This is a genomic window from Nocardiopsis mangrovi, assembly GCF_042653925.1.
GTDB classification, from domain to species: domain Bacteria; phylum Actinomycetota; class Actinomycetes; order Streptosporangiales; family Streptosporangiaceae; genus Nocardiopsis_B; species Nocardiopsis_B mangrovi.
Genome location: NZ_JBHSFQ010000017.1, coordinates 1 through 23,578 on the forward strand (window position 1 = coordinate 1; position 23,578 = coordinate 23,578).

The 23,578-nt window shown below is 74.1% G+C and carries 20 protein-coding genes; 9 read left to right on the forward strand and 11 right to left on the reverse strand.

Going from position 1 to position 23,578, the window contains the following annotated elements; all coding sequences use genetic code 11:
• Positions 1–386: 386 nt before the first annotated feature.
• Positions 387–1,958: an alpha/beta hydrolase gene (locus ACFO4E_RS17340; RefSeq protein WP_378576097.1), complete on the reverse strand. Its 1,572-nt coding sequence runs from the start codon at positions 1,956–1,958 to the stop codon at positions 387–389.
• Positions 1,959–2,437: 479 nt separating this feature from the next.
• The gene (locus ACFO4E_RS17345) at positions 2,438–2,737 is read right to left on the reverse strand and encodes a hypothetical protein (protein WP_378576098.1); all 300 of its coding nucleotides are present in this window, start codon (positions 2,735–2,737) and stop codon (positions 2,438–2,440) included.
• Between the two features lie 412 nt (positions 2,738–3,149).
• Here ACFO4E_RS17345 and ACFO4E_RS17350 point away from each other — a divergent pair, with 412 nt between their 5' ends.
• Positions 3,150–4,661 carry an alpha/beta hydrolase gene (locus ACFO4E_RS17350; RefSeq protein ID WP_378576301.1) on the forward strand — a complete coding sequence of 504 codons (1,512 nt, stop codon included), beginning with the start codon at positions 3,150–3,152 and terminating at the stop codon, positions 4,659–4,661.
• Positions 4,662–4,911: 250 nt separating this feature from the next.
• Positions 4,912–5,574, forward strand: coding sequence for a hypothetical protein (locus ACFO4E_RS17355; RefSeq protein ID WP_378576100.1), 663 nt, complete (start codon positions 4,912–4,914; stop codon positions 5,572–5,574).
• Between the two features lie 96 nt (positions 5,575–5,670).
• Here the strand turns inward: ACFO4E_RS17355 and ACFO4E_RS17360 are convergent, their stop codons facing one another.
• On the reverse strand, positions 5,671–6,018 hold the full coding sequence (locus ACFO4E_RS17360; protein ID WP_378576101.1) for a hypothetical protein: 348 nt from the start codon (positions 6,016–6,018) through the stop codon (positions 5,671–5,673).
• 127 nt (positions 6,019–6,145) lie between these two features.
• Between ACFO4E_RS17360 and ACFO4E_RS17365 the strand changes: the two genes are divergently transcribed.
• Entirely contained in the window at positions 6,146–6,784 is a 639-nt protein-coding gene (locus tag ACFO4E_RS17365) for a hemerythrin domain-containing protein (protein WP_378576103.1), read from the forward strand.
• A 70-nt stretch (positions 6,785–6,854) separates the two neighbouring features.
• Here ACFO4E_RS17365 and ACFO4E_RS17370 read toward each other — a convergent pair whose 3' ends face one another.
• Together ACFO4E_RS17370 and ACFO4E_RS17375 are read right to left on the reverse strand one after the other, a co-directional pair.
• Positions 6,855–8,060, reverse strand: a complete 1,206-nt coding sequence (locus ACFO4E_RS17370; RefSeq protein WP_378576104.1) for a cytochrome P450 — start codon at positions 8,058–8,060, stop codon at positions 6,855–6,857.
• A gap of 400 nt (positions 8,061–8,460) precedes the next feature.
• The gene (locus tag ACFO4E_RS17375) at positions 8,461–8,979 is read right to left on the reverse strand and encodes a hypothetical protein (protein WP_378576106.1); all 519 of its coding nucleotides are present in this window, start codon (positions 8,977–8,979) and stop codon (positions 8,461–8,463) included.
• 324 nt (positions 8,980–9,303) lie between these two features.
• On the opposite strand from ACFO4E_RS17375, the gene ACFO4E_RS17380 reads away from it, so the two are divergent.
• From ACFO4E_RS17380 to ACFO4E_RS17390, 3 genes are all read left to right on the forward strand, one after another.
• Complete coding sequence (locus ACFO4E_RS17380) at positions 9,304–10,158, forward strand: NmrA family NAD(P)-binding protein (protein ID WP_378576107.1); 855 nt, start codon at positions 9,304–9,306, stop codon at positions 10,156–10,158.
• Positions 10,159–10,252: 94 nt separating this feature from the next.
• Positions 10,253–10,495, forward strand: a complete 243-nt coding sequence (locus ACFO4E_RS17385; protein WP_378576109.1) for a hypothetical protein — start codon at positions 10,253–10,255, stop codon at positions 10,493–10,495.
• Positions 10,495–11,469, forward strand: coding sequence for an SRPBCC family protein (locus tag ACFO4E_RS17390; RefSeq protein ID WP_378576110.1), 975 nt, complete (start codon positions 10,495–10,497; stop codon positions 11,467–11,469). The genes ACFO4E_RS17385 and ACFO4E_RS17390 overlap by 1 nt, the downstream gene beginning before the upstream one ends.
• 214 nt (positions 11,470–11,683) lie before the next feature.
• On the opposite strand, the gene ACFO4E_RS17395 is transcribed toward ACFO4E_RS17390, so the two are convergent.
• The 4 genes from ACFO4E_RS17395 to ACFO4E_RS17410 all read right to left on the reverse strand — a co-directional run bounded on the left by ACFO4E_RS17395 (position 11,684) and on the right by ACFO4E_RS17410 (position 16,748).
• The gene (locus tag ACFO4E_RS17395; RefSeq protein ID WP_378576112.1) at positions 11,684–13,810 is read right to left on the reverse strand and encodes an SMI1/KNR4 family protein; all 2,127 of its coding nucleotides are present in this window, start codon (positions 13,808–13,810) and stop codon (positions 11,684–11,686) included.
• 122 nt (positions 13,811–13,932) lie between these two features.
• Entirely contained in the window at positions 13,933–15,537 is a 1,605-nt protein-coding gene (locus tag ACFO4E_RS17400; RefSeq protein ID WP_378576113.1) for a DHA2 family efflux MFS transporter permease subunit, read from the reverse strand.
• 155 nt (positions 15,538–15,692) lie between these two features.
• Positions 15,693–15,857, reverse strand: a complete 165-nt coding sequence (locus ACFO4E_RS17405; RefSeq protein ID WP_378576115.1) for a hypothetical protein — start codon at positions 15,855–15,857, stop codon at positions 15,693–15,695.
• A gap of 282 nt (positions 15,858–16,139) precedes the next feature.
• The gene (locus ACFO4E_RS17410; RefSeq protein ID WP_378576116.1) at positions 16,140–16,748 is read right to left on the reverse strand and encodes a hypothetical protein; all 609 of its coding nucleotides are present in this window, start codon (positions 16,746–16,748) and stop codon (positions 16,140–16,142) included.
• A 710-nt stretch (positions 16,749–17,458) separates the two neighbouring features.
• On the opposite strand from ACFO4E_RS17410, the gene ACFO4E_RS17415 reads away from it, so the two are divergent.
• Positions 17,459–18,721, forward strand: a complete 1,263-nt coding sequence (locus tag ACFO4E_RS17415) for a cytochrome P450 (protein WP_378576118.1) — start codon at positions 17,459–17,461, stop codon at positions 18,719–18,721.
• Positions 18,718–18,966: a ferredoxin gene (locus ACFO4E_RS17420; RefSeq protein ID WP_378576120.1), complete on the forward strand. Its 249-nt coding sequence runs from the start codon at positions 18,718–18,720 to the stop codon at positions 18,964–18,966. The genes ACFO4E_RS17415 and ACFO4E_RS17420 overlap by 4 nt, the downstream gene beginning before the upstream one ends.
• 43 nt (positions 18,967–19,009) lie before the next feature.
• Here ACFO4E_RS17420 and lysX read toward each other — a convergent pair whose 3' ends face one another.
• A complete protein-coding gene (gene lysX / locus ACFO4E_RS17425) occupies positions 19,010–22,495 on the reverse strand; it encodes a bifunctional lysylphosphatidylglycerol synthetase/lysine--tRNA ligase LysX (RefSeq protein WP_378576121.1) in 3,486 nt (1,161 codons plus the stop codon).
• Between the two features lie 163 nt (positions 22,496–22,658).
• Between lysX and ACFO4E_RS17430 the strand changes: the two genes are divergently transcribed.
• A complete protein-coding gene (locus ACFO4E_RS17430; protein WP_378576123.1) occupies positions 22,659–23,132 on the forward strand; it encodes a hypothetical protein in 474 nt (157 codons plus the stop codon).
• Positions 23,133–23,229: 97 nt separating this feature from the next.
• On the opposite strand, the gene ACFO4E_RS17435 is transcribed toward ACFO4E_RS17430, so the two are convergent.
• A complete protein-coding gene (locus ACFO4E_RS17435; protein ID WP_378576124.1) occupies positions 23,230–23,529 on the reverse strand; it encodes a hypothetical protein in 300 nt (99 codons plus the stop codon).
• Between the last annotated feature and the right edge of the window lie 49 nt (positions 23,530–23,578).

The following is a 23,578-nucleotide window of genomic DNA, read 5'->3' on the forward strand; positions in this document are numbered from 1 at the left end:
GCCTCGTCACCGGCGCGCATGATGAGCATGTACTTCGGCATGGGTCGCTCTCCTCCGTGCAACGGCGCCGTGTTCGGCGCCTCTCGATCAGACGTCGAACGGCACACGACCCGATCGACATCACGGCCGAACTTTTTTCCGAACGCGGCGGCGGACCGGAACACCAGCCGCCGCCCCCGCGGCCGGCCCCAGCGCCCATACGCCGGCCCTCGCGGACGAACACCTCATCCGCGAGGCCGACACGACGCCGGTGGGGCGGGGCGCCACCCATGGCGCCCCGCCCCACCGATCCCACCACCGCCCACCCGGCCACGGCACCCCGAATGCGTGGAATGCCGGACCGGGGTCCGTCAGCGTCTAGGAGTGGCGGCCTGCCTCGACCGTGTTCAGGCGGCGTCACCCAGCCGGCCGAGGGTCTCGGCTCGCAACCGCTCCGCCTCGCTGTCGAGTTCCAGTCCGGAGCCCGGGGACGCCCCGCAGGAGACGTCCTGCTCAGGGAACTCGCCGTCGACCAAATACCTCGTGGTGACGTTCCAGGCGCAGGCGTTGTCGCCGTAGATGTAGGCGCCGTGCCCACTGCCGTCGACGCTCACCAGCCGGGACCGCTGCCCGAACTTCTCGTCCGCCATCACCCCGCCGCTGTGCGGTGTACCCGGGTCGCGCAGGTTCTGCACGATCAGGACGTTGCGCGGACCCTCACCCGTGATCTCCACGGGCGGCTCGGCCGGCTCGTAGTTCCAGTAGGCGCAGGGCGTGACGTTGGCCGTGGCCGCTCCGTACATCGGATACCGCTCGCGGTCCTCCGCCACGCCGTTCCGGTAGGTGGCGAGGTCCTCGGACCAGTCGACGTCGTTGCAGTTCACCGCGAGGAACGCCGACCAGGCGTTGTCCGCGGGCGCCGGCTCGGCCGTCGTCGTTCCCAGGCCGCCGACCGGCCCGTTCCCGTCCAGGTACCGCTGGACGGCCGCCTCGTCGGAGTCGCGCAGTGCCTGCCACACCTGCGCCGTCTCCGGGTAGCTCGACTCGCTGTACAGCCCCACGAAGGTACCGAGCCGGAAGAGGCTGCCATGGAATCCGGCCACCGGTTCCTCGTCGAGCCGCTCGGCGATCTCGAAGTAGGTATCCCGCACCTCGTCCGGCGAGCTCCCCAAGCCGTAGCTGGCGTCGCGCGCCGCCGCCCATGCGGCGAAGTCGGGGAACGTCTCCTCGAAACCCTGGGCGAACCTGCGCACGCCGTCGTAGTCGAGGTGGGTGTCGCCGATGTTGCTGTCCAGGACGATCCGGTCGGAGCGCTCCGGGAACATCGAGGTGTAGGCGGCGCCCAGCGCCGATCCGTAGGAGACCCCGAAGAAGCTGGCCTTCTCCTCGCCGAGGGCGGCCCGGATCCGGTCGAGGTCGCGGGCCGTATTAGCCGTCGACACGTGGCGCAGCAGCCCGTCGTCGTCGTTCTGCGCGCACTGGTCGGCGACCGCCGCGGCGGCCTCGGCCTGCTCGACGACCGCGGCGTCGTCGACCGCGTAGGGCGGAATGTTCCCGTAATACTCCTGATCGGTGGTGAAGCCGCAGCTCACCGGGGACGAGTGGCCGACTCCTCGGGGATCCATGCCGATCAGGTCGTAGGTGTTCATAACGCTGGCGGGCATGCCCAGGGAAGCCAGGTCGGCGGGCATCGACAGCCCGGACCCGCCCGGACCGCCCGGGTTGAGCAGCAGCACACCGCGCCTCTTGTCCGGGTCCGCGCTGGCCAGCCGCGACACCATGATCTCGACCTCGGCGCCCTCGGGATCGTCGTAGTCCACCGGCACCGGCACAGTGCCGCACTCCAACGGATGCGGCCCGGCGGGAACATCCTCGGGGCAGGGGCCCCACTCCACCCCCGTCACCGCCCCCTCGCCCCGGTCGCCGGCCGCGGCCGGTGCCGCCGCGACCAGCGAGCCGGCAAGGAGGATCACCGCCATCGGGGGCAAACTTCGGCCTATGCTCAGCCCTCGTCCCACGTCCAGCCTCCGGATATCCGTTTCACCGTGGCTCCCGCCGGCCCGCCGCCCCGCCGTTCTCCGTCCGGGGGGCGGTCGCCACCGCCGGGAAGTACGTCCCCAGACTGCTTCTCGCCTCGCCGGGCCCACCAGTTACACCGCGTCATGAGTTTCCCCTCGAAAACGTCATGGGTGCCGCGTAGCGGGTGCCCGGCCGCCTTCCCCACCGGCGCGAACGGGCCCCGGCGGTGGAGGTACCGGGGCCCGTTTCCGTGGATCAGGGCGGATCAGTCGCCCGATGGTGGCCGGGGTCCGCGAAAGGGATCGCGTTCCCTTGCACCGCGAAACGGCCCCGCCGGGCGTTCCGCCGGCCCGTGGCGGGCTCCGGCAACGGCGGGCCGGTACGCGACGCGCGGGTGGCGGATGCTCACGGCGTCAGCCCGGGCGGTCGCCGTACCGCGCTACCCGATGGGCTCGACGGGCTGGCCGGGCTCGATCGGCTCGACGGGCTGACCCGGCTCGACGGGCTCGGTCGGCGACGGAAGCTCGCAGTCGCCCGGCGCCGGCTCCACGGGCTCGGCGGGGTCGGTCGGCAGTGGATCGCCGCCCGGGATCGCCGGCACGCCGGGCACGCCGCTCGGCACGCCCGGCGGGCAGTCCGGCACGTCGCCGGGGTCGGCGAATGCGGCGGCGCCGCCGGCGCCGAACATGATGCCCAGGCCGACGACGACCGTGGCGATCCTGCGCAAAGACCGTGACATGGGGGGTTCCCTTCCTCGGGTGGCTCGCCCCGGCGGTCACTCCGCCGGGGGCCACAGCAACGGGCTGCGACCGGGACCTATCCAGCCATATCGCGGCTATCGCCGACGTCTGGTGATCTTCATATGCCGGCCATATCCCGCCCCACGCGCTTCAGGGCCTCCTCTGCGATGAGCGCGTCGCCCGCTATGGCCGCTTCCCCTGCGAGGGCCCCGTCGATGGATGACATCTGTCACGCCCGACCCGTGCAGCGCGCGGAGAAAACCCATGATTCGCGACACTCTGTCACGATCCGACTCCGAATTAGGTTCGAAGCACAGACCCCGACGACGCGGGTGAGCAGGAGCGCTGTTGAGACCGAAATGGGGAAGGGCGGACATGGAGCGAAGGCGTAGCGCAGGTCGACGATTGACCGTGGTGGCGGCGATCGGCCTGGCCGGGCCGTTGGTCGCGGTACCCGCCGTGGCCGATGACCGGGGCGATGAGCCGGCGGTGCAGGTGGACTGGGGCACCTGCCCTGAGGACGTGGCGGCCGAGGCGCCGCAGCTGGAGTGCGGCACTGTGCCGGTGCCGGTGGACTACGACGATCCCGAGGGCGCCGGGATCGAGATCATGGTGTCGCGGCTGGCCAGCGCGGACCCGGACAAGAGGCGCGGTGTGCTGCTGCTCAACCCGGGCGGTCCGGGCGGGTCCGGGCTGTCGATGCCCGCCGACCTGGCCTCGCTGGGAATGCCCGCCGAGGCCCTGGACAGTTACGACCTGATCGGCATGGACACTCGGGGAGTCGGGCACTCGTCCCCGGTGAGCTGCGGCTTCACCACCGACTACCGCGGCAACATCCCGCCCTACGCGGTCGACGAGGCGGCGGTCGCCGAGCACGCCGCGGTGGCCGAAGCCGCCGCCGACCAGTGCACGGACAACGACGACGACGGGCTGCTGCGCCACGTGTCGACGGCCAACATGGCCCGCGACCTGGACCGGATCAGGGCCGCGCTCGGCGAGGAGAAGATCAACTACTTCGGGCTGTCCTACGGGACGGCGCTGGGCGCCGCCTACACGTCGATGTTCCCCGAGCGCTCCGACCGGATCGTCCTGGACAGCAACATCGGCGACACCCACCTCGACCACGAGGGAATGCGCAGGTACGGCCTGGGCGCCGAGCAGACCTTCCCGGACTTCGCGCGATGGGCCGCCGAGCGCCACGACGAGTACGGGCTGGGCGACTCACCGGAGGAGGTGCGCGCGACCTACTTCGAGCTCGCCGAGCGGCTCGACGAGAATCCGGTGGACACCGGCGAGGGCCCCATCGACGGCGCCCTTTTCCGGCTGGCGACCTTCGCGGGGCTCTACAGCGAGTTGGCGTACCCCCGGACGGCGGAGCTCTGGCAGTCGGTGCTCACCTCCGACGGGGCCGCGGTGCGGGAGCAGCTGGACCTGACTCCGCCTGTCGGCATGCCGGCCGTCGGCGCCGCACTGGCGACGCGGGCCGAGCCGTCGCCGTTCGACAACTCGTGGTCGGCATTCCTCGCCGTGACCTGCAACGACGTCGAATGGCCCGAAGGCGTCGGCACCTATCAGCGCAGCGTCGCCGAAGACCGGGAGCGCTACCCCGTGTACGGCGCCGCGGGTGCCAACATCATGCCCTGCGCCTACTGGGACTACGAGCCGGACGAGCCGCCGGTGGAGATCACCGACGACGGGCCGGGCAACGTCCTGATCGTGCAGAACCAGCGCGACCCGGTCACGCCGCACCTCGGCGGGGAGATGCTCCGCGAGGAGTTCGGGCAGCGGTCCCGGCTGGTGAGCGTCGACGGCAGCGGGCACGGCGCCTACGTCTACGGCGACAACCCCTGCGCCCAGGATGTGGCCACGGCCTTCCTGGTCGACGGCGAGTTCCCGGAACAGGACATGTCCTGCGCGGCCTGACCGGCTTCCGGCCGGGACCGGGCGGCGGCGCCCGCCGGTGACGGGGGCCGCACCCTTCGGCCGGCGAGCGCACACGGCCTGAATCGCGGTCGGCCGGAGGGCGTCGTTCCTGAGCAACGGGTGGGTGGGGCGAGCGGGACCGCCCCACCCACCCGTTCTCCGTGATGGGGCTCGCCGGCCGGGGAACCCGCCCCGGCAGGGCCGGTCCCGTGCCGCCCACGCCTTTCCGCACGATGATATGGAGCCTGAGATGTTCGATGAGTGGCGGCGCCGCCGAGCCGCGCAGCGGGTCCAGCCCGGGAATGGGCGTTCACTGAAACCGTTCCGCTGGTGGCAGCCGATGTCCCGTCACCTCTTCCATCTTCCGCTGGAGAAGGAGGACGGCCGGCGTGCGGTCTACGCCGTCGACGTCCACTCTTTGCAGCGGTTCTTCTCCGAAGACGGGAAAGGCAAAGCCCACCTGTACCTCGACGGCAGGCACCACGCCGAGTCCAGTCTCCCCGCCGCCTTCCCCGTCCAGGGCGGCACGATCGAGGTAGCGCCGACGGCCTTCGGCCTCAAGCGCTGCCACTACATCACCGACGAGGGGGCCGAGCGGCGGCTCATCCCGGATCGCCGCTCCGCCGAGGGGCACCGCGCGCGCCTCGACCGCGAGCACCCCGCACTGAGCCGCTGCATCGGTTTCTGCTCGCTGGTCCTGCTCGTCATCCCCGCCCTCCTCCTCATCCCGCAGCTCATCGAAGTGGTCTTTCAGGTCCCTCCCGTAACGCAGCGCTTCGGGGCCTTCACCTCGCCCGTCACTCTGCCGGTGTGGCTCAACATCGCGCTCACGCTCGGTGCCGCGGCGGCCAGCACGGAGCGCGCACTGCGCCTGCGGTACAACTGGCTGCTGGACACCGCGGCGCAGGGATGACCGGCGGCTCCATGGGACGAACCCGCTGACCGGCTCCCGGCCCCCGCCCGCCCACCGTTCGAAGCCGCACGACGCTCGGCGCGCGTCTCGGTGGACTCACCGTGCGTCCTTCAAGAGCGCCCGGCAGGCGGACCGGCCTATCCAGGCTTGGGCGCGGTCGAACGACCAGCCGCGTTCGCCGACGAGCGTCAGCCAGGCATGCGGGCCCAGGTAGAACAGGAGGACGTCGACGGCCTCCGCTCGACCTGCCCCGGCACGGAGGGCGTCGAGTTCCGCCAGGCGATCGGCCACGCGGGCGAGGGCGTGGACGTAGTCGTCGCCCCCTCTGTCGAGAACCGCCTTGACGGAGGGTTCGCCCGGCGGGTGCCGGTAGAAGAGGCCGTAGGCGAGGTCCCAGTGGCGTTCGTGCGTGCGCCGGGTGCCGTCGGCCACGAGCTCGATCACGGCACGCGGCGGCCGATTCGGTACGGCGGGGCGACGTGTATTTCCGGGTGGCCATCGGCGCCTCACCCTTGACCTCGACGATCGCAGCATTTGCCTATAGAGTTCGATATCGAATACGTTTCCATATATGCAAACTCAGGATTCCAAAGCGGTCGTTGAGACCCGGCTCACCCACGAGGTCCACCGCGTGGCGACCACCCTGCTGGCCGAAGCGGCCGTTCGCCCCTCCACGCCTCTCGCCGCACTGGCGCGGTTGCGGGACTTCCTCGTCGTCAACCTGCGCCACCACCACGAGACCGAGGACCACGACCTGTGGCCGCGCCTCCTCGCGGTGGCACCGGCCGCCGCGCGCGAACTCGACGCGTTGAGCGAGGAACACGAGCGACTGGACGCGGCGCTGGACCGGCTCGCCGCCGTCCCCGTGGACGGCGGCGCCGAGGACGAGATCCGGGCCGCGCTGCACACGGCGGCCATGGCGGTCCGCGAGACCGTGCACGACCACCTGCGCCACGAGGAGCCGATCCTGCTCCCCGCCCTCCAGGACCACCTTGACCCCGCGGAGTGGGACGACTTCGCCCGGCGGGTCGTCGCGACCACACCGCCGGCGGCCGCGCACCTGATGATCGGGTTCTTGGACGAGATCGGCACGCCCGAGGACGTCGAAGTGGTCCTCGCCGGCCTGCCGGAGCCCGTGCGCCCGCATCTGCCCGCCCTGCGCCACCAGGCGGCGGAGGACCTCCGCGCCCTTCGGGGAACCGGCTCCTGAGCCCTCCGCCGGCCGGACGGACGAGGCCGGAGCCCCATGCGGAGCGCCCCCACTCGCCAGGGGCTCGCGGTCACACGTCCCAGGTGACCGGGAGGCTCTTCACCCCGTAGATGTCCGCGGTCTCCGGGCGCAGGCCGACCTCGTCGGCCGGCACGGCCAGGCGCAGCGTGGGGAAGCGGTTCACCAGCGCGGGGAACGCGACCCGCATCTCGACGCGGGCCAGCTGCTGGCCCAGGCACTGGTGGATGCCGTGGCCGAAGGCCAGGTGCCCACCGTCCCGGCGCTGGAAGTCGAGCACATGGGGGTCGGCGAAGCGCTCGGGGTCGCGGTTGGCGGTGTGGTACGACACGACGACCGTCGTTCCGGCCTCGATGGCCTGACCGCCCAGCTCGATGTCCTCCAGCGCCGTCCTCATGAACATCTTGGCGACGCTCAGGTATCGCAGCAGCTCCTCCACCGCCCGGTCGGCGAGCGCGGGATCGGCGCGCAGCGCGGCCAGCTGCGCCGGGTTGCGCAGCAGCGCGAACGTACCCAGCCCCAGCATGTTCGCGGTGGTGTCGAACCCGGCCACCAGCAGGACCAGGGCGACCCCCCTCAGCTCCTCATCGGTCAGATCGCCGTCGGTGAGGTCGCTGAGCACGTCGTCGGTGGGGTTCGCGCGCTTGGCGGCCACCAGCTCCGCGAGGTAGCCCTGGACCGCGGTGTAGGCCGCTATCTGCTCCTCGTCGCTCGACTCCCCGTTGTGGAACGCCCCGATCTGTTCCTGGAAGGAGCCGCGGTCCTCGTACGGCACCCCCAGCAGCTCACACATCACGACGGCGGGGATGGGGTGGGCGAACGCGGTCACCAGGTCCGCCGGCGGCCCGGCCTTCTCCATGGCGTCCAGGTGGTCGGCGGTGATCCGCTCGACGCGCTCGGTGAGCTGCCGCATCCGCCGGACGGTGAACTTGCCCACCAGCGGCTTCCTATAGCGACCGTGCCGCGGCTCGTCCATGAGGAGGAACTCGCCGGGCGGCGCCGGCGGGAGCTCCATGCCGGTGGAGTCGAAGAACGGGTGGCGCATGAGCTCCTTGCGGGAGCTGAACCGCGGGTCGGCCAGGACGGATCTGGCCAGGTCGTATCCGGTGATCAGCCACCCGGGCTCTCCGCCGGGGAAGGTGTAGCGGCTGATGGGGCCGTGCCGCCGGGCGTCGGTCAGCTCCGCCGGCGGGTCGAAGGGGCAGCCGGGCCGACGCGTCGTCGGCATCGTCGTGACGGTGTGGAGGGATTCACCCATGGCCATGTCTCTCTCGCTAAGGGACGCGAATCCGGCGGGGCCGCCCGGCCGGGCGGCGGCCTTCGGCAGGGCTGTGCCGGCCGCGAGGCCACCCCGGCGTGCGGCGCGACGGCCGGCGCCGTCGCTCCCCGCGCCGGAGGACCCGCGGCGATCGGGCCCTGCCACCGGCAGGCATGACGCCATAATGACACACATATGACGTCAATCAAAGCCCTAATGACATCTCATGACATCGAAATGACGCCATAGAGGCGCCGGGCACGAGGGCGCCGGCGCACGGCCGGACCTTCACGCGTGCCCTGTTTCCGCCGCGGGCGCGCCCTCGGGACCTGGGGCGCACCCCAGCCGGCCGTGCGGGGGGAGAGAGCCGTGGCCGCAGGCCGCCCGGAGAACCCTCTGGTCAGAGCGACAGCAGGATCGCGGTCCCGACGATCGCGGCGAGAAGGACCGTGAGGACGCCCGCCGCGGCGAACCCGAAGAGGTACGGCCGCTGCTCGAGCGGGGACACGATGCCCGGGTAGGCGTTCGCCAGCTGCCGCGCGGTGACCGGGCGGCCCGGTCCGCTCCACGCGATTCCGACGTGGTCGACCAGCCGGTCGACGTCCTCGCGCGCGTAGATGTGGACCCAGATCCTGAGCAGCACCCTGCCGTAGCCGTCGAGGACGAACACCGACTCCGCGTTAGGCCCCCGCGGTTGGATCAGGTCCGCGCGCACGACGCTCACGGCGCCCGACCGGGGGCGGCTGCGTCGCCGCAGTCCGATGACCGTGATCTCGTCGGGCGTGACGATGACGCGGGAGCGCGCCATGTACCACCAGCCGAGAGCGAAGATCGCCCCTAGGACGGGGGCGAAGAACGCCAGCGCCCAGGCCGCCCTGAATGCCATGGACGCCAGCAGGACGGCGCTGAGAACGCCCACCAGGATCAGCCGATTCCGTCGCTGCTTCGGGCTGGGCCGCAGGACGAGCGGTTCATCGCTCCGGGCCCGGGGGATGCCGCCCGGAGGCTGATATCGGGCATCATCGGGCAAATTAACATGCATGATCGGGATTTTTGCATATCGGACATTTGGCATCGCGACATCGATGCTCCCCCCTTCCGGGGTAGGCGACCGGCGAGGACCCCGGCGCCCGCGATCCGCTCGCGCGGGTCGGCGAAGGCCGTTGTCAGGCGAACGGGGGCCGCTCCGGGAGGCCGGCGTCGAGCCGGCGCACCCGGCGACACCTGGGAAGGACACCCGACGATGGACAGCCCCACCGTGCTCGTGACCGGCGCGACCGCAGCCGTGGGATCGGACCTGATCCCCGCCCTGCACGCCCGCGGCGCGGCCGTCCGCGCGATGACCCGGCCCCCCGGCCGCCCCCTCCCCGGCGTCGACAACGTCGTCGCCGACCTGCGCGACCCGGGATCGATCGCCGCAGCGCTCGACGGCGTCGACCGGGCCTTCCTCACCAGCCCCTCGGAGCCGGGTGCCGCCGATCTCCAGATCGCGTTCGCCGACCTCGCCCGCGACGCCGGCGTGGACCGGTTCGTGCTGCTGTCGCGGTACGCGGCGAACCCCGACCCCCCGGTGCGGGTCCCGCGCCGGCACGCCGAGGTCGAAGCGCACGTCAGGGCCCTCGGCCTCGACCACACCGTCCTGCGCCCCAACCTGTACTTCCAGTCGCTGCTCGCCTTCGCCGGCACCATCGCCCGGGGCTTCTTCGCCGCGCCCATCGGCGACGCCGCCGTCAGCGCCGTCGATACCCGCGACATCGCGGGCTCCGCCGCGGCCGTGCTGACCGGCGAGGGACACACCGGCCGGACCTACACCCTCACCGGTCCCCGCGCCGTGACCCACGACGAGATCGCCCAGGCGCTCTCCGCCGCCACCGGGCGGGAGATCGCCTTCCGCGACGCGTCCGCCGAGCGGTTCACCGCCGCCCTGGCCGGCGTCCTCCCGCGCCGGCGGCTCGACGGCCTCGTCGAGGACTACGCCCACTACGCCAGGGGCGAGGCCGCCGAGGTGCACACGTCCGTCGCCGACCTCACCGGGCACCCCGCGCGCGACATCACCGACTTCGCCCGCGACTACGCCACCGCTTTCGCCCCGGAGTGACCGGGCCCGCCACCGGCCGCACCCGCCCGCGGCAACGGCGATACCCGCGCAACCCAGGTTGACACGATGGCCGCGCGCAACCTAGGTTGACACCATGGATGCGGTCCGGTTGGCGGCAACGGCCTCGGATACGTCGACCCCCGTCGACGGTCTGCGCGCCGTCGCCTCCTTGCGCGCGCTGGTCGACTCGTTGGAGCTGCGGCAGGTGGAGCAGGCGCTGCGGTCGGGCGAGTCGTGGTCCGCCATCGCCGCCGCGCTCGGAGTGACCCGGCAGGCCGTCCACAAGAAGTACGCGAGACGACTGAGCCACATAGGCGCGACCGAAAGAGGTCAGTGATGACGGACTCTTCGACGAGACCGGCCTCCCACCGCGGGTTCTTCGCCCGCGCCCTGATCGAGGGGGCCGCGAGCGGCGAAGCGGCCCGCACGGCCCATTCGGAGGTCGGCTTCGAGCACCTGTTCCTCGGGGTGCTGACCACCGGAGGGCCGGCCGCCCGGCTGCTCATGGACGCCGGGGTGGGTCTGGCCGAGGCGCGCTCGGCGATCGACGAGCTCCTCCAAGAGGATCTCGCCCTGCTGGGGATCGACGCCCCCCTTCCGGCGGCGGCCGGCGAATCCGAGGCGGCGGCACCCTCGATGCTCCCCTTCGGCCCCCGCTTGCGCGAACTCGCGGACGACTGCCCGCACGCCGGCGGCGACCAGGCGCTGCTCGTCGCGCTGCTCGACGATGAGGGCGGCCGGATCCGCCGGCTGCTGGACAGGCTCGGGGTGGACACCGACCGGATCCGCCACGATCTCGGCGAGCCGATCGAGACACCGGAGGACTCGGCGGCACCTGCTGAGGGCGATGGCCCCTCCGATGACTCCGGCCAGACGGACGAGGGGAGGCAGTACGCCACCCACGAGCTCGACGTTCCCGTGCCGGCCGAACGGATCTGGGACCTGGTCGGCGATCCGCGGCGCCGGGCCGAGTGGGACAAGTCCGCCGTATCGTCACGGCTGCTCGACGGCGGTGTCGTGGAGCTGACCCGTCAGTTCGACGAGGAGAAGGTCCGGGAGTGGATCGCGCACAGCGTCCCGGGCCGCGAGGTCACCTGGGAGCAGGAGCCCCCGCGCAGCGACATCCCGCCCCGCGCGTTCCGGATCACCATCGAGCCGCTCGGGGACCACTCCCGGCTGCACCTGCGCATGTCCTGGACCAGCGCCCTGCGGGGAGCGCGGGGGCGCCTCGGCAACCGCATGCTGCGGTGGTTCATGCGGCAGAACCTCCGCGTCCAGGCCCACACCATCGCACAGGCCGCCGCGTCGTAGCGGTTCCCGCGCCGCCGCCCCCAGGACGGGGCCACCACTCCCCCGATCCGGAGGCCACGCGACGCCTCGGGCGGGCACGGCCCGCCCGGTCGTGCGGCCCGTCCGCCGGAGGCGCCGCCCCTACACGGGCGGTCATGCCGGGGCAGGACGCCGCGATGCCGGTGCGCCGCCCGCGCGGTAGGACCGCGGAGCCCCGGTGCCGGCCCGCCCCGGCTCACCCCCGGTCTGAGATGTCCGCGCCCCGCGGGGTGAAGACCACCTCGCGTGCCCGGCGGGGGGTGACCACGTCACGCAGGGCGGGGTCGGTGAGCAGCACCACCGGTGCGATCCGGTTCGGCGACAGCGGGTACCAGGACGGCAGGGCCTCCTCGATCACGGCCCAGGCGTCATCGGTGGCCCCCTTTGCCGCGAGTTCCCGCGCCGCGTCGAGGGCGCGTTCGAAGGCGGGCGACTCCGGTACCCGGTGGTCGGCGAGCCAGGTGTCCCGCTCCCGGCCGGTGAACGCCCCCGATAGGCCGGGAACGGTCGCGGCCAGGCCGCGGACCGCGTGCGCCGTGCCGCCCGGTGCGTCCAGTCCGGCGCTGCGCAGGAAGAGCGGGACCGCCTCGGAATTGACCTGCTCCATGCCGACCTCGGCCAGCACGTGGGGATGGTGCAGCACGCCGCGCAGCCGGTGGTGGGTCCTGCGGACGTCGAGGAAGGCCGAGAGCACCACCTTCAGGTACGCGGCGGCGCCGGAGCCCTTCTCCTCGGCGCGCCGGAAGGCGTCGAGCGCGTCGTCCACACGGCCGCCCAGCGCCGCCCAGCGCCCCTGGGCCAGGATGTCCTCAGCGCTCTCCGGGTGCACCGGGCGCCCCTCATCACTTCTCAATTGCTCGAACGCGGCGCGCTCGGCGACGACGAGGTCGCCGAAGGACCGATGGCGCTCGCCCAGGCCCGGGTACCAGCTCGCCCACACGTAGGCGGCCCACTCGCCGTCGGCACCGACGTCCCCCGCGTCCAGCAGCCAGTACTGGGCGTCGCCGTCGCCGGAGACCAGCAGCAGCGGTCCGACCGGCCCCGCACCCTCCAGGTACTCCTCTTCGAGCGTGTTCTGGTCCTGGAGGTCGCTCAGCCAGCCGACCGTGGCGGTGGAGCGCAGCCCGTACATGAAGGCGCTGATGGTCGTCCAGCCGTCGGACGCGGCGAGGAAGGACCGGTAGCCGGGCGGCAGCCGGGTGCCGAGCCGGGCCTCCAGGTCGGTGATCTGCTCCTCGGTGGCGCCCTCGTAGCCCAGCCAGGACGCGGAGCGCTGCTCCTGGCCGACACCGAAGAGCTCGCGTTCGTCACCGACGCGCAGCATGTCGGCGCTGTACTCGGCTAGGAAGGCGCGCCAGAGGTCGGGGGTGTCCGGCGCGGCGGCCGCCGGTCCGCCGGCGACCCCCGCGTACGGCGACGACGCCGTCCCCGCCGCATAGCGGTGCCCGGTGAACCCCTCGTAGGTGTGCCCTTCGGAGAAGAACCGGACGCTGTTGAGCTGGATCTCGGAGCCGCCGCAGTTGCGGGTGAACTCCAGCCGCAGGTACCGGTAGGGCGTGTCCGCCGCGGGACCGGTGACGTGGAAGCCGCGGGCGAGGTGGCGCTCGGGGAAGGACGCGTCGGAGCGCGTGTCGAGCGTGACCCACGCCCGTCCGTCCACCGACCCCTTGAGCTCCCAGTCGCGGGGGTCGCGGTCGGCGAAGTCGTTGGCGGAGACGAGCGTGTAGTGCCGGACGAGGACGGGTTCGGCCATGGCGAACTCCAGCCAGTCCTCGTCGCGAAACGAGAGCCACTTGGCGTAGCTGTCGTCGAGCAGGTTGACGGCGACCTCACCGGCACGCGCGTGCTCGTTGCCCGCCCGGACCTCGCGCACCATGCCGGTGACCTCGCCCGCGTCCGCGGCCTGTTCCAGGTCGGTCGTGCGCAGGACCACCGCTCCGCCGCCGCCGTCCCGGTCGGCCCAGGCCGCCCGCGCGACCGGTGCGCCGCCGTCCTCGATGAGCAGCCGCAGGTCCTGGTCTCCGTCCGCGCCCTCGACCCGGAACCGGTGGCCGGCGCGGTCGGTGAGCCGCTCCGCCAGCCGGCCCCGCCACTCGTGGGAGGTGCCGTCGGGGCCGATCCGCGTTCCGGTGAAGGTGGTCATGCCGGGGTCGAACCCGATGACGGATTCGGCGCCGTCGAGGTCGCGCCAGCCGAGCTGGGCGAGCGTCACGGCCGCCCCCGGCTCGAACCTGACCACCAGCCGGCGGTGCGGCCGCCACTCTCCCGCTCCGGCTCGCCGCAGCTCGGTGACGAAGGCGAGAGCAGGGGCGTTGTCTTCCATGGGGCTCCAACCTGTGAGGGGGTCCGGGACAGGGGCCGGCGGTGGGGACGCCGATCGCCCCTGGATGCGCGGAAAGGCTACGCGCGCGATCGGACAATCCCCGCCCGGCCGGCGTCGCCCCGCTACGGACGCGTCGGACGCGGATTCGTGCGGCGCATCGCGGCGGCGGCCAGGAGTCCCAGGAGCAGGATGGCGATCAGGGCGATGAGGGTCTCCCGCACCGCCTGGGTGAGGCCGCTCCGGATCGCCTGTTCCGCGAGGTACCGCCCCTGGTGGGCCAGGTGCGCGGGCAGGCCGGGCGGGGTGGCGGCGCTGCCGACTCCGCCCGGGTCGGCCTCGGCGACCCGCAGCACGTGCGCGGCGAAGTCCTGCCGGTGGGCGGCCGGCAGGCGGCCGGCCGCGGTCTCCGCCGCGTCGGCGACCGACGCCGCGATCCGCGCCTGGAGCAGGACGCCGATGGCCGCGCTGCCCACGACCGCGCCCATCTGGCGGGCGGTGAAGAAGACGCCGGACGCGGCCCCCCGCAGCTCGGGCCGGACCGACCCCATGGCGACGTTGTTCACGGAGACGAGCACGAGGCCCATGCCGGCCCCGACCACCAGCAGCCCCGGGACGAGCTGCGCGGGCGGGAGGTCCGCGCGGGCCTGCAGATCGATGATGCCCAGGCCGAGCGCCATGCCGAGCAGGCCGGACATCACCAGGTACTTGCCGTTCACCCGGTCCGAGAGGCGGCCGATGAACGGCCCCATCAGGCCGGACACCAGCGCCATCGGCGCGGTGAGCAGACCGGTCTGGGTGGGCGACAGGCCCAGAGCGGACTGGAGGTAGATGACCATCGGCAGGAACAGGCCGGTCAGTGCGAAGCCCAGCGCCGCGGTGGTGAGCGTGCCCGCGGAGAAGTTCCGGTCGCCGAAGACCCGCAGGGGCACCAGCGGCTCGTTCCGGTTGACGCGCTGCCAGACCACGAACGCGACGAGCAGCGCGGCCCCCGCCCCGATGGCGTCCACCACCGTGACCGGGCCGAGGACCTCCCCCCAGTCGTACCGCTCCCCGTTCTGGACGCCGAACACGATCAGGAGCAGCCCGGTTCCGGAGAGCAGGATGCCGAAGGCGTCGAGGCGCCGCGCGTGCCCCGGCCGCCAGTCCGGGATCACCCGCACGCTCAGGGCGAGCGTGGCGAGGCCGAAGAGGACGTCGACGTAGAAGATCCACTGCCACGCGAGGGTGTCCACCAGGATCCCGCCGAGGAGGGGTCCGGTGACCGTCGCCAGGCCGGAGGCCGCACCGAGGACGCCCATCGCCCGGCCGCGGTCGTTCGCCGGGAACAGGTGGCCGATGAGGGTCAGGGTCTGCGGTGTCAGCAGGGCCGCGCCCACGCCCTGCGCGACGCGGGCGGCGATCAGCGCCTCGACGGTCGCGGAGAGCGCGCAGGCCAGGGAGGCCGCCGTGAAGACCGCGAGCCCGGCGACGAACACGCGCTTGGGGCCGTAGCGGTCGCCCAGGCGGCTGGTCAGCAGCATGAGCACGGCATAGGTGAGCAGGTAGGCGCTGGTCACCCAGACGACCGCGTTCAGCCCGGTGTTCAGGCCGCTGACCATGGCCGGCACGGCCACGGACACGATCGAGGTGTCCACCACGATCATGAACAGGCCCATGGACAGGGCGGCCAGCGCGGCCCAGGGGCCGGTGCCCCGGGTCGCCGGTCGGCTGGTGGATGTGTCGGTCATTGCTCGGCCGGCCTCCTGGGTGTGGCGGGACGGACGGGGCACGGCGCGCACGGCGCGCACGGCGCCCCGGAGGACGCGGCCGGGCCGGCCGGTCCCAGGGGCGGGTCCCCGCGGCCGCCCCTGGGACCGGTGGCGGACGGTGCGCGTTCAGCCCATCAGAAGCCGACCGCGCCGCGGTCGATCTCGTGCTCGGGGTAGGTCGCGCTGCGGCGGGCGAGCCCGCGCATCCGCTCCCGCATCTCACCCGCCGGGAGTCGGTGCAGGCCGCCGTGGCCCGGAAGTACCCACGCGAAGTTCGGCTCCTCGGCACCGCGCGCCACCGACGCCGCGAGCTTTCACAGGAGACGGAGCGACGTCCGTGCCGCGTATGCGAGGCCGACGCACGGGCTGACGCTGGGACGAGTCAGGTCGTGGATCGCGCGACGGAAGGCAGGCGACGGACGGCGTTTCCCGGTCACACCCTAGCGGCCCGATGCGCGGTGCGCTACCGAATCGTTACAGTCCGTGGCCGGAGCGGCGGCCCGCCCTCGATGCCCGACGGCGCCCGGGGCGGGCGGACGCAGGGGCGTCGACGCCGCCGACGATGGCGGGCCCCACCGCGTTCACCGCCGGGCACCGCCCCGCCGCCGCGCCCAGTAGGCGACGGTGGCCGCCCCCAGGAGCGGGCCCCACAGGAGCAGCGGCGCGTAGGCCAGGGAGAACACGGCGGCCTCCCAGCCGCCCGCCGCCGATGGGAAGTCGGGCGGAAGGGGATCGCCCGTGAGAGTGACCCCCGCGATCACCCCCACGGCGGCGGCGGTCCACAGGACCGTCAGCGCCACGGCTCCCAGAGCCGCCGGGATCGCGACGGCGGGAGCCGGCACCCGGCGGCCGCGCAGGAGCGGGACCCGGCGCGGGACCACCTCACCCCAGGCGGCCACCAGCCCGACCGCGGTGAACGCCAACAGCTCGGAGAGGACCGACAGGACGACCACATACGCCTTTATGGGCAGCCACAATCGGGCGTCGCCCGCCTTCGCCGCGCTCGCCTCGTCGAGGAACACCACCGCGATGCGCCCGACGCTCGACGGCAGCACCGTCAGCGGGACGGCGTAGGCCGCGATCCGGGCCCACCGGGGCACTCCGTCCACCGGGGTGTGCGCGGCGGTCCAGGCGCCGCGCAGCCGTCCGCGCGCCGCCCGTGGCGACGGCCGGTCCGCGGTGACATCCATACCCGCTCCTCCGGTCCGGCGGGGACGGCCCCGCGTGGCCGGGACCACGATGGCAGCCGCCCGACCGGCGCGGATCACCCCACGGAGGGACCGGCCTCCCCCGGCCAGGGGCCGGCGGCGCCACCGGTCGACGCAGGTGCCCACCGGCCGCCGACCGCCGGCCGATGCCATGGGAAACCCAAGGGCGCCATCTTGACGCCATCCCTTCTTGATATGGCGCCATAATGATGTCATTATGACGCCATGTCCTTCGCTTCCGGCGCCGACCGTCTCCGCGCGAGCCCGCGGTCTCCGCCCTGTCCCCAGGCGGCCACAGCCCCTTGACCCGCCCGGACGCCTCGCCGCACCGCCGGAGTCCGCCACCCGGCCCGCCCTGACGGGCGCGTGGTCCGACGCCGTCTGTGACGCCATGGGTGGCGTCACACGGCTCGGCGCCGGGCCCGGTCGATGTGCGGCTCCGCGGTGCGTCGCCCGACCGGCCGCGCCGGTTCGCCGGGCTGCCGCGCCCTTCATCCCGATCATCGCGACCCCGCGGGTCGCTGACGCGCGCCGGGATCGGCGGCGAACAGCACCCCCGCCGTCGCCCGGCGCGTCGGCCCGCCCGGCCCGGCCGGCCCGGCCGCCCGTGGTCGCGCGCCGCCTTCGGCCGCGCCGCGGAACGGTGGCCGCCCCCCTTGAACAGACCCCTCGCCCCCTCACAGGAGGACACCATGTCCGACCGACCGGCCGCGAACACGCCCGAACGGCCCGCCGGCGCAGCCGCGCCGCTCCCCGAGCAGGCGGCGCCCCTGCCCACGGCGCGTCCCGCCGGGCGGCCCTTCGACCCGCCCGAGGAGCTGGCGCGGCTGCGCGGGCAACGGCCGCTGAGCCGCCTGGCCTTCCCCGACGGCCACGTGGGGTGGCTGGCGACCGGCCACGCCCTGGTCCGCGCGGTGCTGGCCGACCCCCGGTTCAGCGCGCGGCAGGACCTGATGCACAATCCGCTGCCCTCGCCGATGAACGAGTGGCCGTTCCCGCCGGCGCCGCCCGGCATGTTCATCAACATGGACGCCCCGGACCACACCCGCTACCGGCGCCTGCTCACCGGCGCGTTCACCGTCCGCCGGATGCGCCGGCTCACCGCGCGGGTCGAGGAGGTCGCCGCCGAGCACCTGGACGCCATGGAGCGGCGGGGCCCGTCGGCGGACCTCGTGGAGGCGTACGCGCAGCCCATCCCCGCCCTGCTGATCTGCGAACTGCTCGGCGTGCCCTATGCCGACCGCGCGTCCTTCCAGCGCCAGGCGACGACGCTGAACGACCACGACGCGACACCGGAGGAGGTCAGCGCCGCCTACACGGGCATCTACACCTACCTGGGCGAACTGGTGCCGGCCAAGCGCGCCGCGCCCACCGACGACCTGCTCAGCGAGCTGACCGCCGCCGACCTCACCGACGAGGAGCTCACCAACATCGGGCTCCTCCTGCTGGGAGCCGGGCTCGACACCACCGCCAACATGATCGCGCTCGGCACGTTCGCCCTGCTGCACCACCCCGGCGCGTTCGCGGCCCTGAGCGCCGGCCCCGGCATCGCCGACACGGCCGTCGAGGAGCTGCTGCGCTACCTGAGCATCCCCCACACCGGGGTGCGGGTGGCGCTGGAGGACGTCGAGCTGGGCGGCCGACCGGTCAAGGCCGGTGAATCCGTCGCCATCTCGGTCCTGGCCGCCAACCGCGACCCGGCGAAGTTCCCCGACCCCGACATCCTCGACCTGCGTCGCAACGCGAGCGGGCACGTCGCCTTCGGGCACGGCATCCACCAGTGCCTCGGCCAGCAGCTCGCGCGGGTGGAGATGCGGGTCGCGTTCCCCGCGCTGGCCGCCCGGTTCCCGGCCCTCCGCCTGGCCGTGGCGCCCGAGGACGTGCCGCTGCGAACCGATTCCGACATCTACGGCGTGCGCCGGCTCCCGGTCGCCTGGGACGGGGGCGACCGGTGAAGCTCACCGTGGACGGGCGGCGCTGTATCGGCGCCGGGATGTGCGTCCTGACCGCCCCCGAGGTGTTCGACCAGGACGACGAGGCCGGAACGGTGGTGCTGCTGGATCCCGCGCCGCCGCCGCGGTCCGGCGCGGCGGCGCGCCGTGCCGCCCACCTGTGCCCGTCGGGCGCGATCGCCGTCGCCCCGGACGGCGGGCCGCCCGCCGCCGGGCCGGACACCGCCGGCGGAGCGGCCGCCGGCTGACCACCGGCGGGGGCCGGTCCTTCGGGCACCGGCGGCGACGCTGTCACGTCGCGCCCGGCCGGGCCGGCGCGAACGGCAGCGTCTCGCGGATGGTGCGGCCGGTGACCGCCATGACCAGCCGGTCCACCCCCAGCCCGAGCCCGCCGGTCGGGGGCATCGCGTACTCCAGGTCGGACAGGAAGTCCTCGTCCAGCTCCATCGCCTCGGGGTCCCCGGCCGCCGCCGCGAGCGACTGGGCGGTGAGCCGGCGGCGCTGCTCCACGGGGTCGTTCTGCTCCGAGTAGCCGGTGCCGATCTCCATCCCGAACACCACGAGGTCCCAGCGCTCGGCCAGCCGCGGATCGGAACGGTGCCGCCGGGCCAGCGGGGACGCCGCGGCCGGGAAGTCGGTGTAGAACGCCGGCGCCGTGGTGCGCGCCTCGACCAGCCGCTCGTAGAGCGCGACCAGCGCGCCGTCACGGCCCGGCTCCGTCTCCCCGCCCGCGCCGGGCACGCCGCGGCCGCCGTCCGCGCCCCCCGCCCCCTCCCCGCCGCCGGGCGCAGGGGGCAGGGCCACCCCGTGGCGTCCGGCGAGCTCGCGCAGCCGCCGCAGGGGCGTGTCCGGGGTGACCTGCTCGTCCACCGCCGCCGACACCGCGGCGTGCACGCCGGTGACCGGCCACGCGCCGCTGATGTCGACCTCCGTCGCCGATCCGTCCGGACGGCGCCGCAGCAGCACAGGGGCGCCGTGGACGGCGGCGGCCGCCTCCCGTACGAGGTCGGCCGCGAGCCGGCGCACGTCCCCGTGGTCGGCGTATGCCTGGTAGGCCTCCAGCATGGTGAACTCGGGGTGGTGGCGCGGCGAGACCCCCTCGTTGCGGAAGCAGCGGCCGACCTCGAAGATCCGCTCCAGCCCGCCCACGCACAGGCGCTTGAGGTACAGCTCGGGTGCGATGCGCAGGTACACGTCGAGGTCGTAGGCGTTGAGGTGGGTGGTGAACGGGCGCGCTTCGGCACCGCCGTGCACGGGGTGGAGGACGGGCGTCTCCACTTCCAGGAAGCCGCGCGCCGCCAGCGAGGAGCGCACGGCGGCGGTCACGGCGCTGCGCGCGCGAAGCAGCGCCGCCGTCTCGGGGGTGAGCGCGAGGTCGATGGGCCGGTGGCCGTGCGCCCAGGGGCCGCGCCCCGCACGCCGTTTGCCGGGCAATGGGCGCAGGCATTTGGCGGTCAGGGTCCACGTGCGCGCGCGGACCGACGGTTCGCCGTGCCGGCTGGCGGCCACCGGGCCGCGCACACCGACGTGGTCGCCGATGTCCACCTCGCCGCGCCACCGGCGCATCTCGTCGACCCCCAGGTCCGCCGCGGTGAGCAGGAGCTGGAGGTCGCCACTGCCATCGGTGAGCGTGGCGAAGCAGACCCCGCCGTGGTCCCGGATGAGGGTGACCCGGCCGGCGACCGCCACCTCGTCGCCGGTGCGTCCGCCGGGTCCGGGTCCGGCGTGCCGTTCCCGCACGCCGGCGCAGGTGGCGGTGCGCGCGAACCCGACCGGGTAGGGGTCGAGGCCGGCCGCGCGCATCGCGTCGGCCTTGGCCAGCCGTACCCGGGTCTGTTCCGGGACCCGCATCGGCTCCCGCTCCGCCGCATCGGGCGCGGCGGGCACCGCCTCGTCCCGGGCGGGGGCGGGGCGCTCCGCCTCCCGCCCGGTGGCGCGCTCGCGGTCGGCCGGGGCGGGCGGCGTCCGCCCGCGGCGCAGCAGGTACCCCGGGCTCGGCACGAACCCCTCGGCGATCCCGGAGGCCAGGGCGACGTTGGCGAGGTCGCGGGCCTCGCCGAAGCAGACGAAGCGCGGCACCCACTCCGGCCGGTACTTCACATTGGACCGGTACATCGCCTCCAGCTGCCACCACCGGGACAGGAAGAGCAGCAGGCGCCGCCAGGCGCGCAGCACCGGGCCGGCACCGATGCGCGCACCCTCCTCGAACGCGGCCCGGAACACCGCGAAGTTGAGCGAGACCCGGCGCACGCCGAACCGGGGCGCGGCACGCATCAGGTGGGCCACCATGAACTCCACCAGCCCGTTGTCGGCGGTGCGGTCGCGGCGCATCAGGTCGAGCGAGATCCCCGAGTCGCCCCAGGGCACGAAGGACAGGAAGCCGGCGAGCCGGCCGTCGGCGGCCAGCGCCTCCACCAGAACGCACCCGCCGTCGCCGGGGTCGCCGAGGCGGCCCAGGGCCATGGAGAACCCGCGCTCGGTCTCGGTGTCGCGCCAGGCGGCGGCCCGGTCCGTGATGTGGCGCATCTCCTCGGGCGCGATGTCCCCGTGCCGGCGCACGCGCGCCGTGTACCCGGCGCGCTCCACCCGGTGCGCCGCCTGGCGCACCACGCGCATGGCGCGGCCCTCCAGGGTGAAGTCGGCGACGCGCAGCACGGCCTCGTCGCCGAGGTGCAGCGCCCGGAGCCCGGCGCGGGCGTAGCAGCGGGCGCCGGCCTCACTCGCGCCCATCACGGCGGGCGTCCACGCGTGGGCCCGTGCCTCGTCCAGCCAGACCCGGACCGCGCCGGGCCACGCCTCCGGGTCGCCGATCGGGTCGCCGCCGGCCAGGCTGGTTCCGGCCACGACCCGGTAGGCCACCGCGGCCTTGCCGCTGGGCGAGAACCGGACGGACTTGTCGCGGCGGGTGGCGAAGTAGCCGAGCGAGTCGCGTTCCCCGTGGCGGTCCAGCAGCGCCCGGACGCGCGCTTCGTCCTCGGCGGACATGGCGGCGCGGCGGCGCTGGGACAGGAACAGCGTGACGACGGCGGCGAACAGGGCGAGCGCGCCGAACAGGCCGAGCGCGAGGTTCACCCAGCCGGGCGCGCTGCCGGTCCGCCGGATGGAGAGCCGGAACGCGCCGCCGAGAACCCGTTCGACGGCCCAGGTGAACTGGTCGGGGCCGGGCGCGAGGGTGCCGTGGAAGACCGCGACGAGCGCGTAGCCGAGGCCGACCCCGGCGGCCAGCCCGAGCACGAGCACACCCAGAGCCCGGCGGGCCGAGCCCGGCTGGACGCGGGCGCGGAACTCGTCGCGGGCCAGCAGCAGCGCGGCGAGGAGGAGGCCGGCGCCCGCCATGCCGGGCACCGTCCACAGCAGCACGTCCCCCCACGACGCGTGCGGCGCGAGGTGCGGCACCGTGAGCACCCCGACCATGTACAGCAGGTCGGCCAGGATGTTGACGGCGAGGTAGGCGGCCACGATCCAGAACGCCGGGCGCTTGCGCCGGGCGAGCGCCCCGGCGAGCAGCGCGAGGAACAGCGCGTAGGCGAGGTTGGCGGGCACCGGAACGAGGACGAGCTCGACGCCGGTGGCCAGGGGCAGGGTCGCGGCGCGCAGCCCGGGGAGGAGCGCGCGCAGCGCACACAGCACCGCGAGGCCGCAGAGGGCCCAGGTCAGCAGGGGCGGGACCGCACGGCGCAGCCGGGAGCGGCGGCGCTCCGGGTGTTCGGGGCCCGCGGCAGGTTCGGAGTGTCCGCCGGGCCGCTCGGCCGCGGAGGCGCTCCCCGTGACACCCAAAACACACCCTCCGTGGTTCGAAGATGACTCTATGCCACGGATGTGCCGGGGTGCCGCTTGCGTGGCGGGGTGTCGCATCGGGGCGGCGGCCCCGCCGGATACCCGGGTGGAAGTGAGTACGCGTGCTCAGGCGCCCGGGCGGCGGCCGGGCGAGGATCGTGGCATGACGAATCGCAACGGATCCCCCTCCCTCGGCCGCCTGCTCACGTACGCCGCGGCGTGCGGCGCCGCCGCGGGACTGCTCGCGCTGCTGGCCGTGCAGGCCGTCGTGTGGCTGCTACCCCCCGCTCCGGGCGTGATCGGCGCCAACATCGGGCTGGGCATGGCGGCGCTGGCCGCGCAGCCGGTCGTAAGCTCCCTGCTGGCCTGGGCCGGGCTGCGGCTGCTCGGTGTCCCCTCGGCCGGATGGTCGGCGCTGGTCGCCATGCTCTTCTACGCGGTCTTCCTCTTGACGGTGATGACGTCCGAACTGGGCTCCGCCCTGCCCTTGGCGCTCGAGAACCCGCTGGCCGCGATGGTGGCGTACGCGGTGCTGGAGGGGGCCCTCCCGATGCTCGTGGCCACCATGGCGGGCACGGCCTGCCTGCGCGCCCTCGGCCGCCGGCCCGCCGCGGGTCCGGCCGCGGAGGGGCCCTGACCGGCGAGGCACGGGCGCCCGGCCGCGAGCGTGTGGCGGCCGGGCGCCCGCACGTCCCGGACCGCCGGCCGGAGCCGGGTATGTGCGCGCCGGGGCGTCAGCCGGGCACCGGGCAGCCGCGGCAACGGGGCGGCGTCGCGGGTTCGTCCCGCGGCAGCACGCGGGTCCCCGAGCGCGACCGCCCCTCCTCCACCGGGGAGCCGGCGAACCGTTCGGCGGTGTACCCGTCCGCCGGGGCCGCCGACAGGGGCGTGCCGCGGCCGATGCAGACGGACTCCGCGGCGACGACGAACGCGGACGCGAGTGCGCCCGATGCCGCCAGGACGGCGGCGAAGCACAGGACGCGGGAGGCACCCGTGCCGGGAGAGCGGGGGCGGGGCGGCTGCGCGTTCTCCATGGCGATGACGGTACGGAGGAGCGCGGAGCCGCCGCCATGGTCCGCGGCT

What these genes read in the sequence shown, in the direction of transcription:
- ACFO4E_RS17415 (WP_378576118.1), top strand. Translation starts at nt 17,459, where the DNA reads ATGTCCGACCGACCGGCCGCGAACACGCCCGAACGGCCCGCCGGCGCA.
- ACFO4E_RS17370 (WP_378576104.1), bottom strand. Translation starts at nt 8,060, where the DNA reads ATGGGTGAATCCCTCCACACCGTCACGACGATGCCGACGACGCGTCGG.
- ACFO4E_RS17400 (WP_378576113.1), bottom strand. Translation starts at nt 15,537, where the DNA reads ATGACCGACACATCCACCAGCCGACCGGCGACCCGGGGCACCGGCCCC.
- ACFO4E_RS17340 (WP_378576097.1), bottom strand. Translation starts at nt 1,958, where the DNA reads ATGGCGGTGATCCTCCTTGCCGGCTCGCTGGTCGCGGCGGCACCGGCC.
- ACFO4E_RS17385 (WP_378576109.1), top strand. Translation starts at nt 10,253, where the DNA reads ATGGATGCGGTCCGGTTGGCGGCAACGGCCTCGGATACGTCGACCCCC.
- ACFO4E_RS17390 (WP_378576110.1), top strand. Translation starts at nt 10,495, where the DNA reads ATGACGGACTCTTCGACGAGACCGGCCTCCCACCGCGGGTTCTTCGCC.
- ACFO4E_RS17365 (WP_378576103.1), top strand. Translation starts at nt 6,146, where the DNA reads ATGCAAACTCAGGATTCCAAAGCGGTCGTTGAGACCCGGCTCACCCAC.
- ACFO4E_RS17395 (WP_378576112.1), bottom strand. Translation starts at nt 13,810, where the DNA reads ATGGAAGACAACGCCCCTGCTCTCGCCTTCGTCACCGAGCTGCGGCGA.
- ACFO4E_RS17435 (WP_378576124.1), bottom strand. Translation starts at nt 23,529, where the DNA reads ATGGAGAACGCGCAGCCGCCCCGCCCCCGCTCTCCCGGCACGGGTGCC.
- ACFO4E_RS17345 (WP_378576098.1), bottom strand. Translation starts at nt 2,737, where the DNA reads ATGTCACGGTCTTTGCGCAGGATCGCCACGGTCGTCGTCGGCCTGGGC.
- ACFO4E_RS17355 (WP_378576100.1), top strand. Translation starts at nt 4,912, where the DNA reads ATGTTCGATGAGTGGCGGCGCCGCCGAGCCGCGCAGCGGGTCCAGCCC.
- ACFO4E_RS17430 (WP_378576123.1), top strand. Translation starts at nt 22,659, where the DNA reads ATGACGAATCGCAACGGATCCCCCTCCCTCGGCCGCCTGCTCACGTAC.
- ACFO4E_RS17380 (WP_378576107.1), top strand. Translation starts at nt 9,304, where the DNA reads ATGGACAGCCCCACCGTGCTCGTGACCGGCGCGACCGCAGCCGTGGGA.
- ACFO4E_RS17410 (WP_378576116.1), bottom strand. Translation starts at nt 16,748, where the DNA reads ATGGATGTCACCGCGGACCGGCCGTCGCCACGGGCGGCGCGCGGACGG.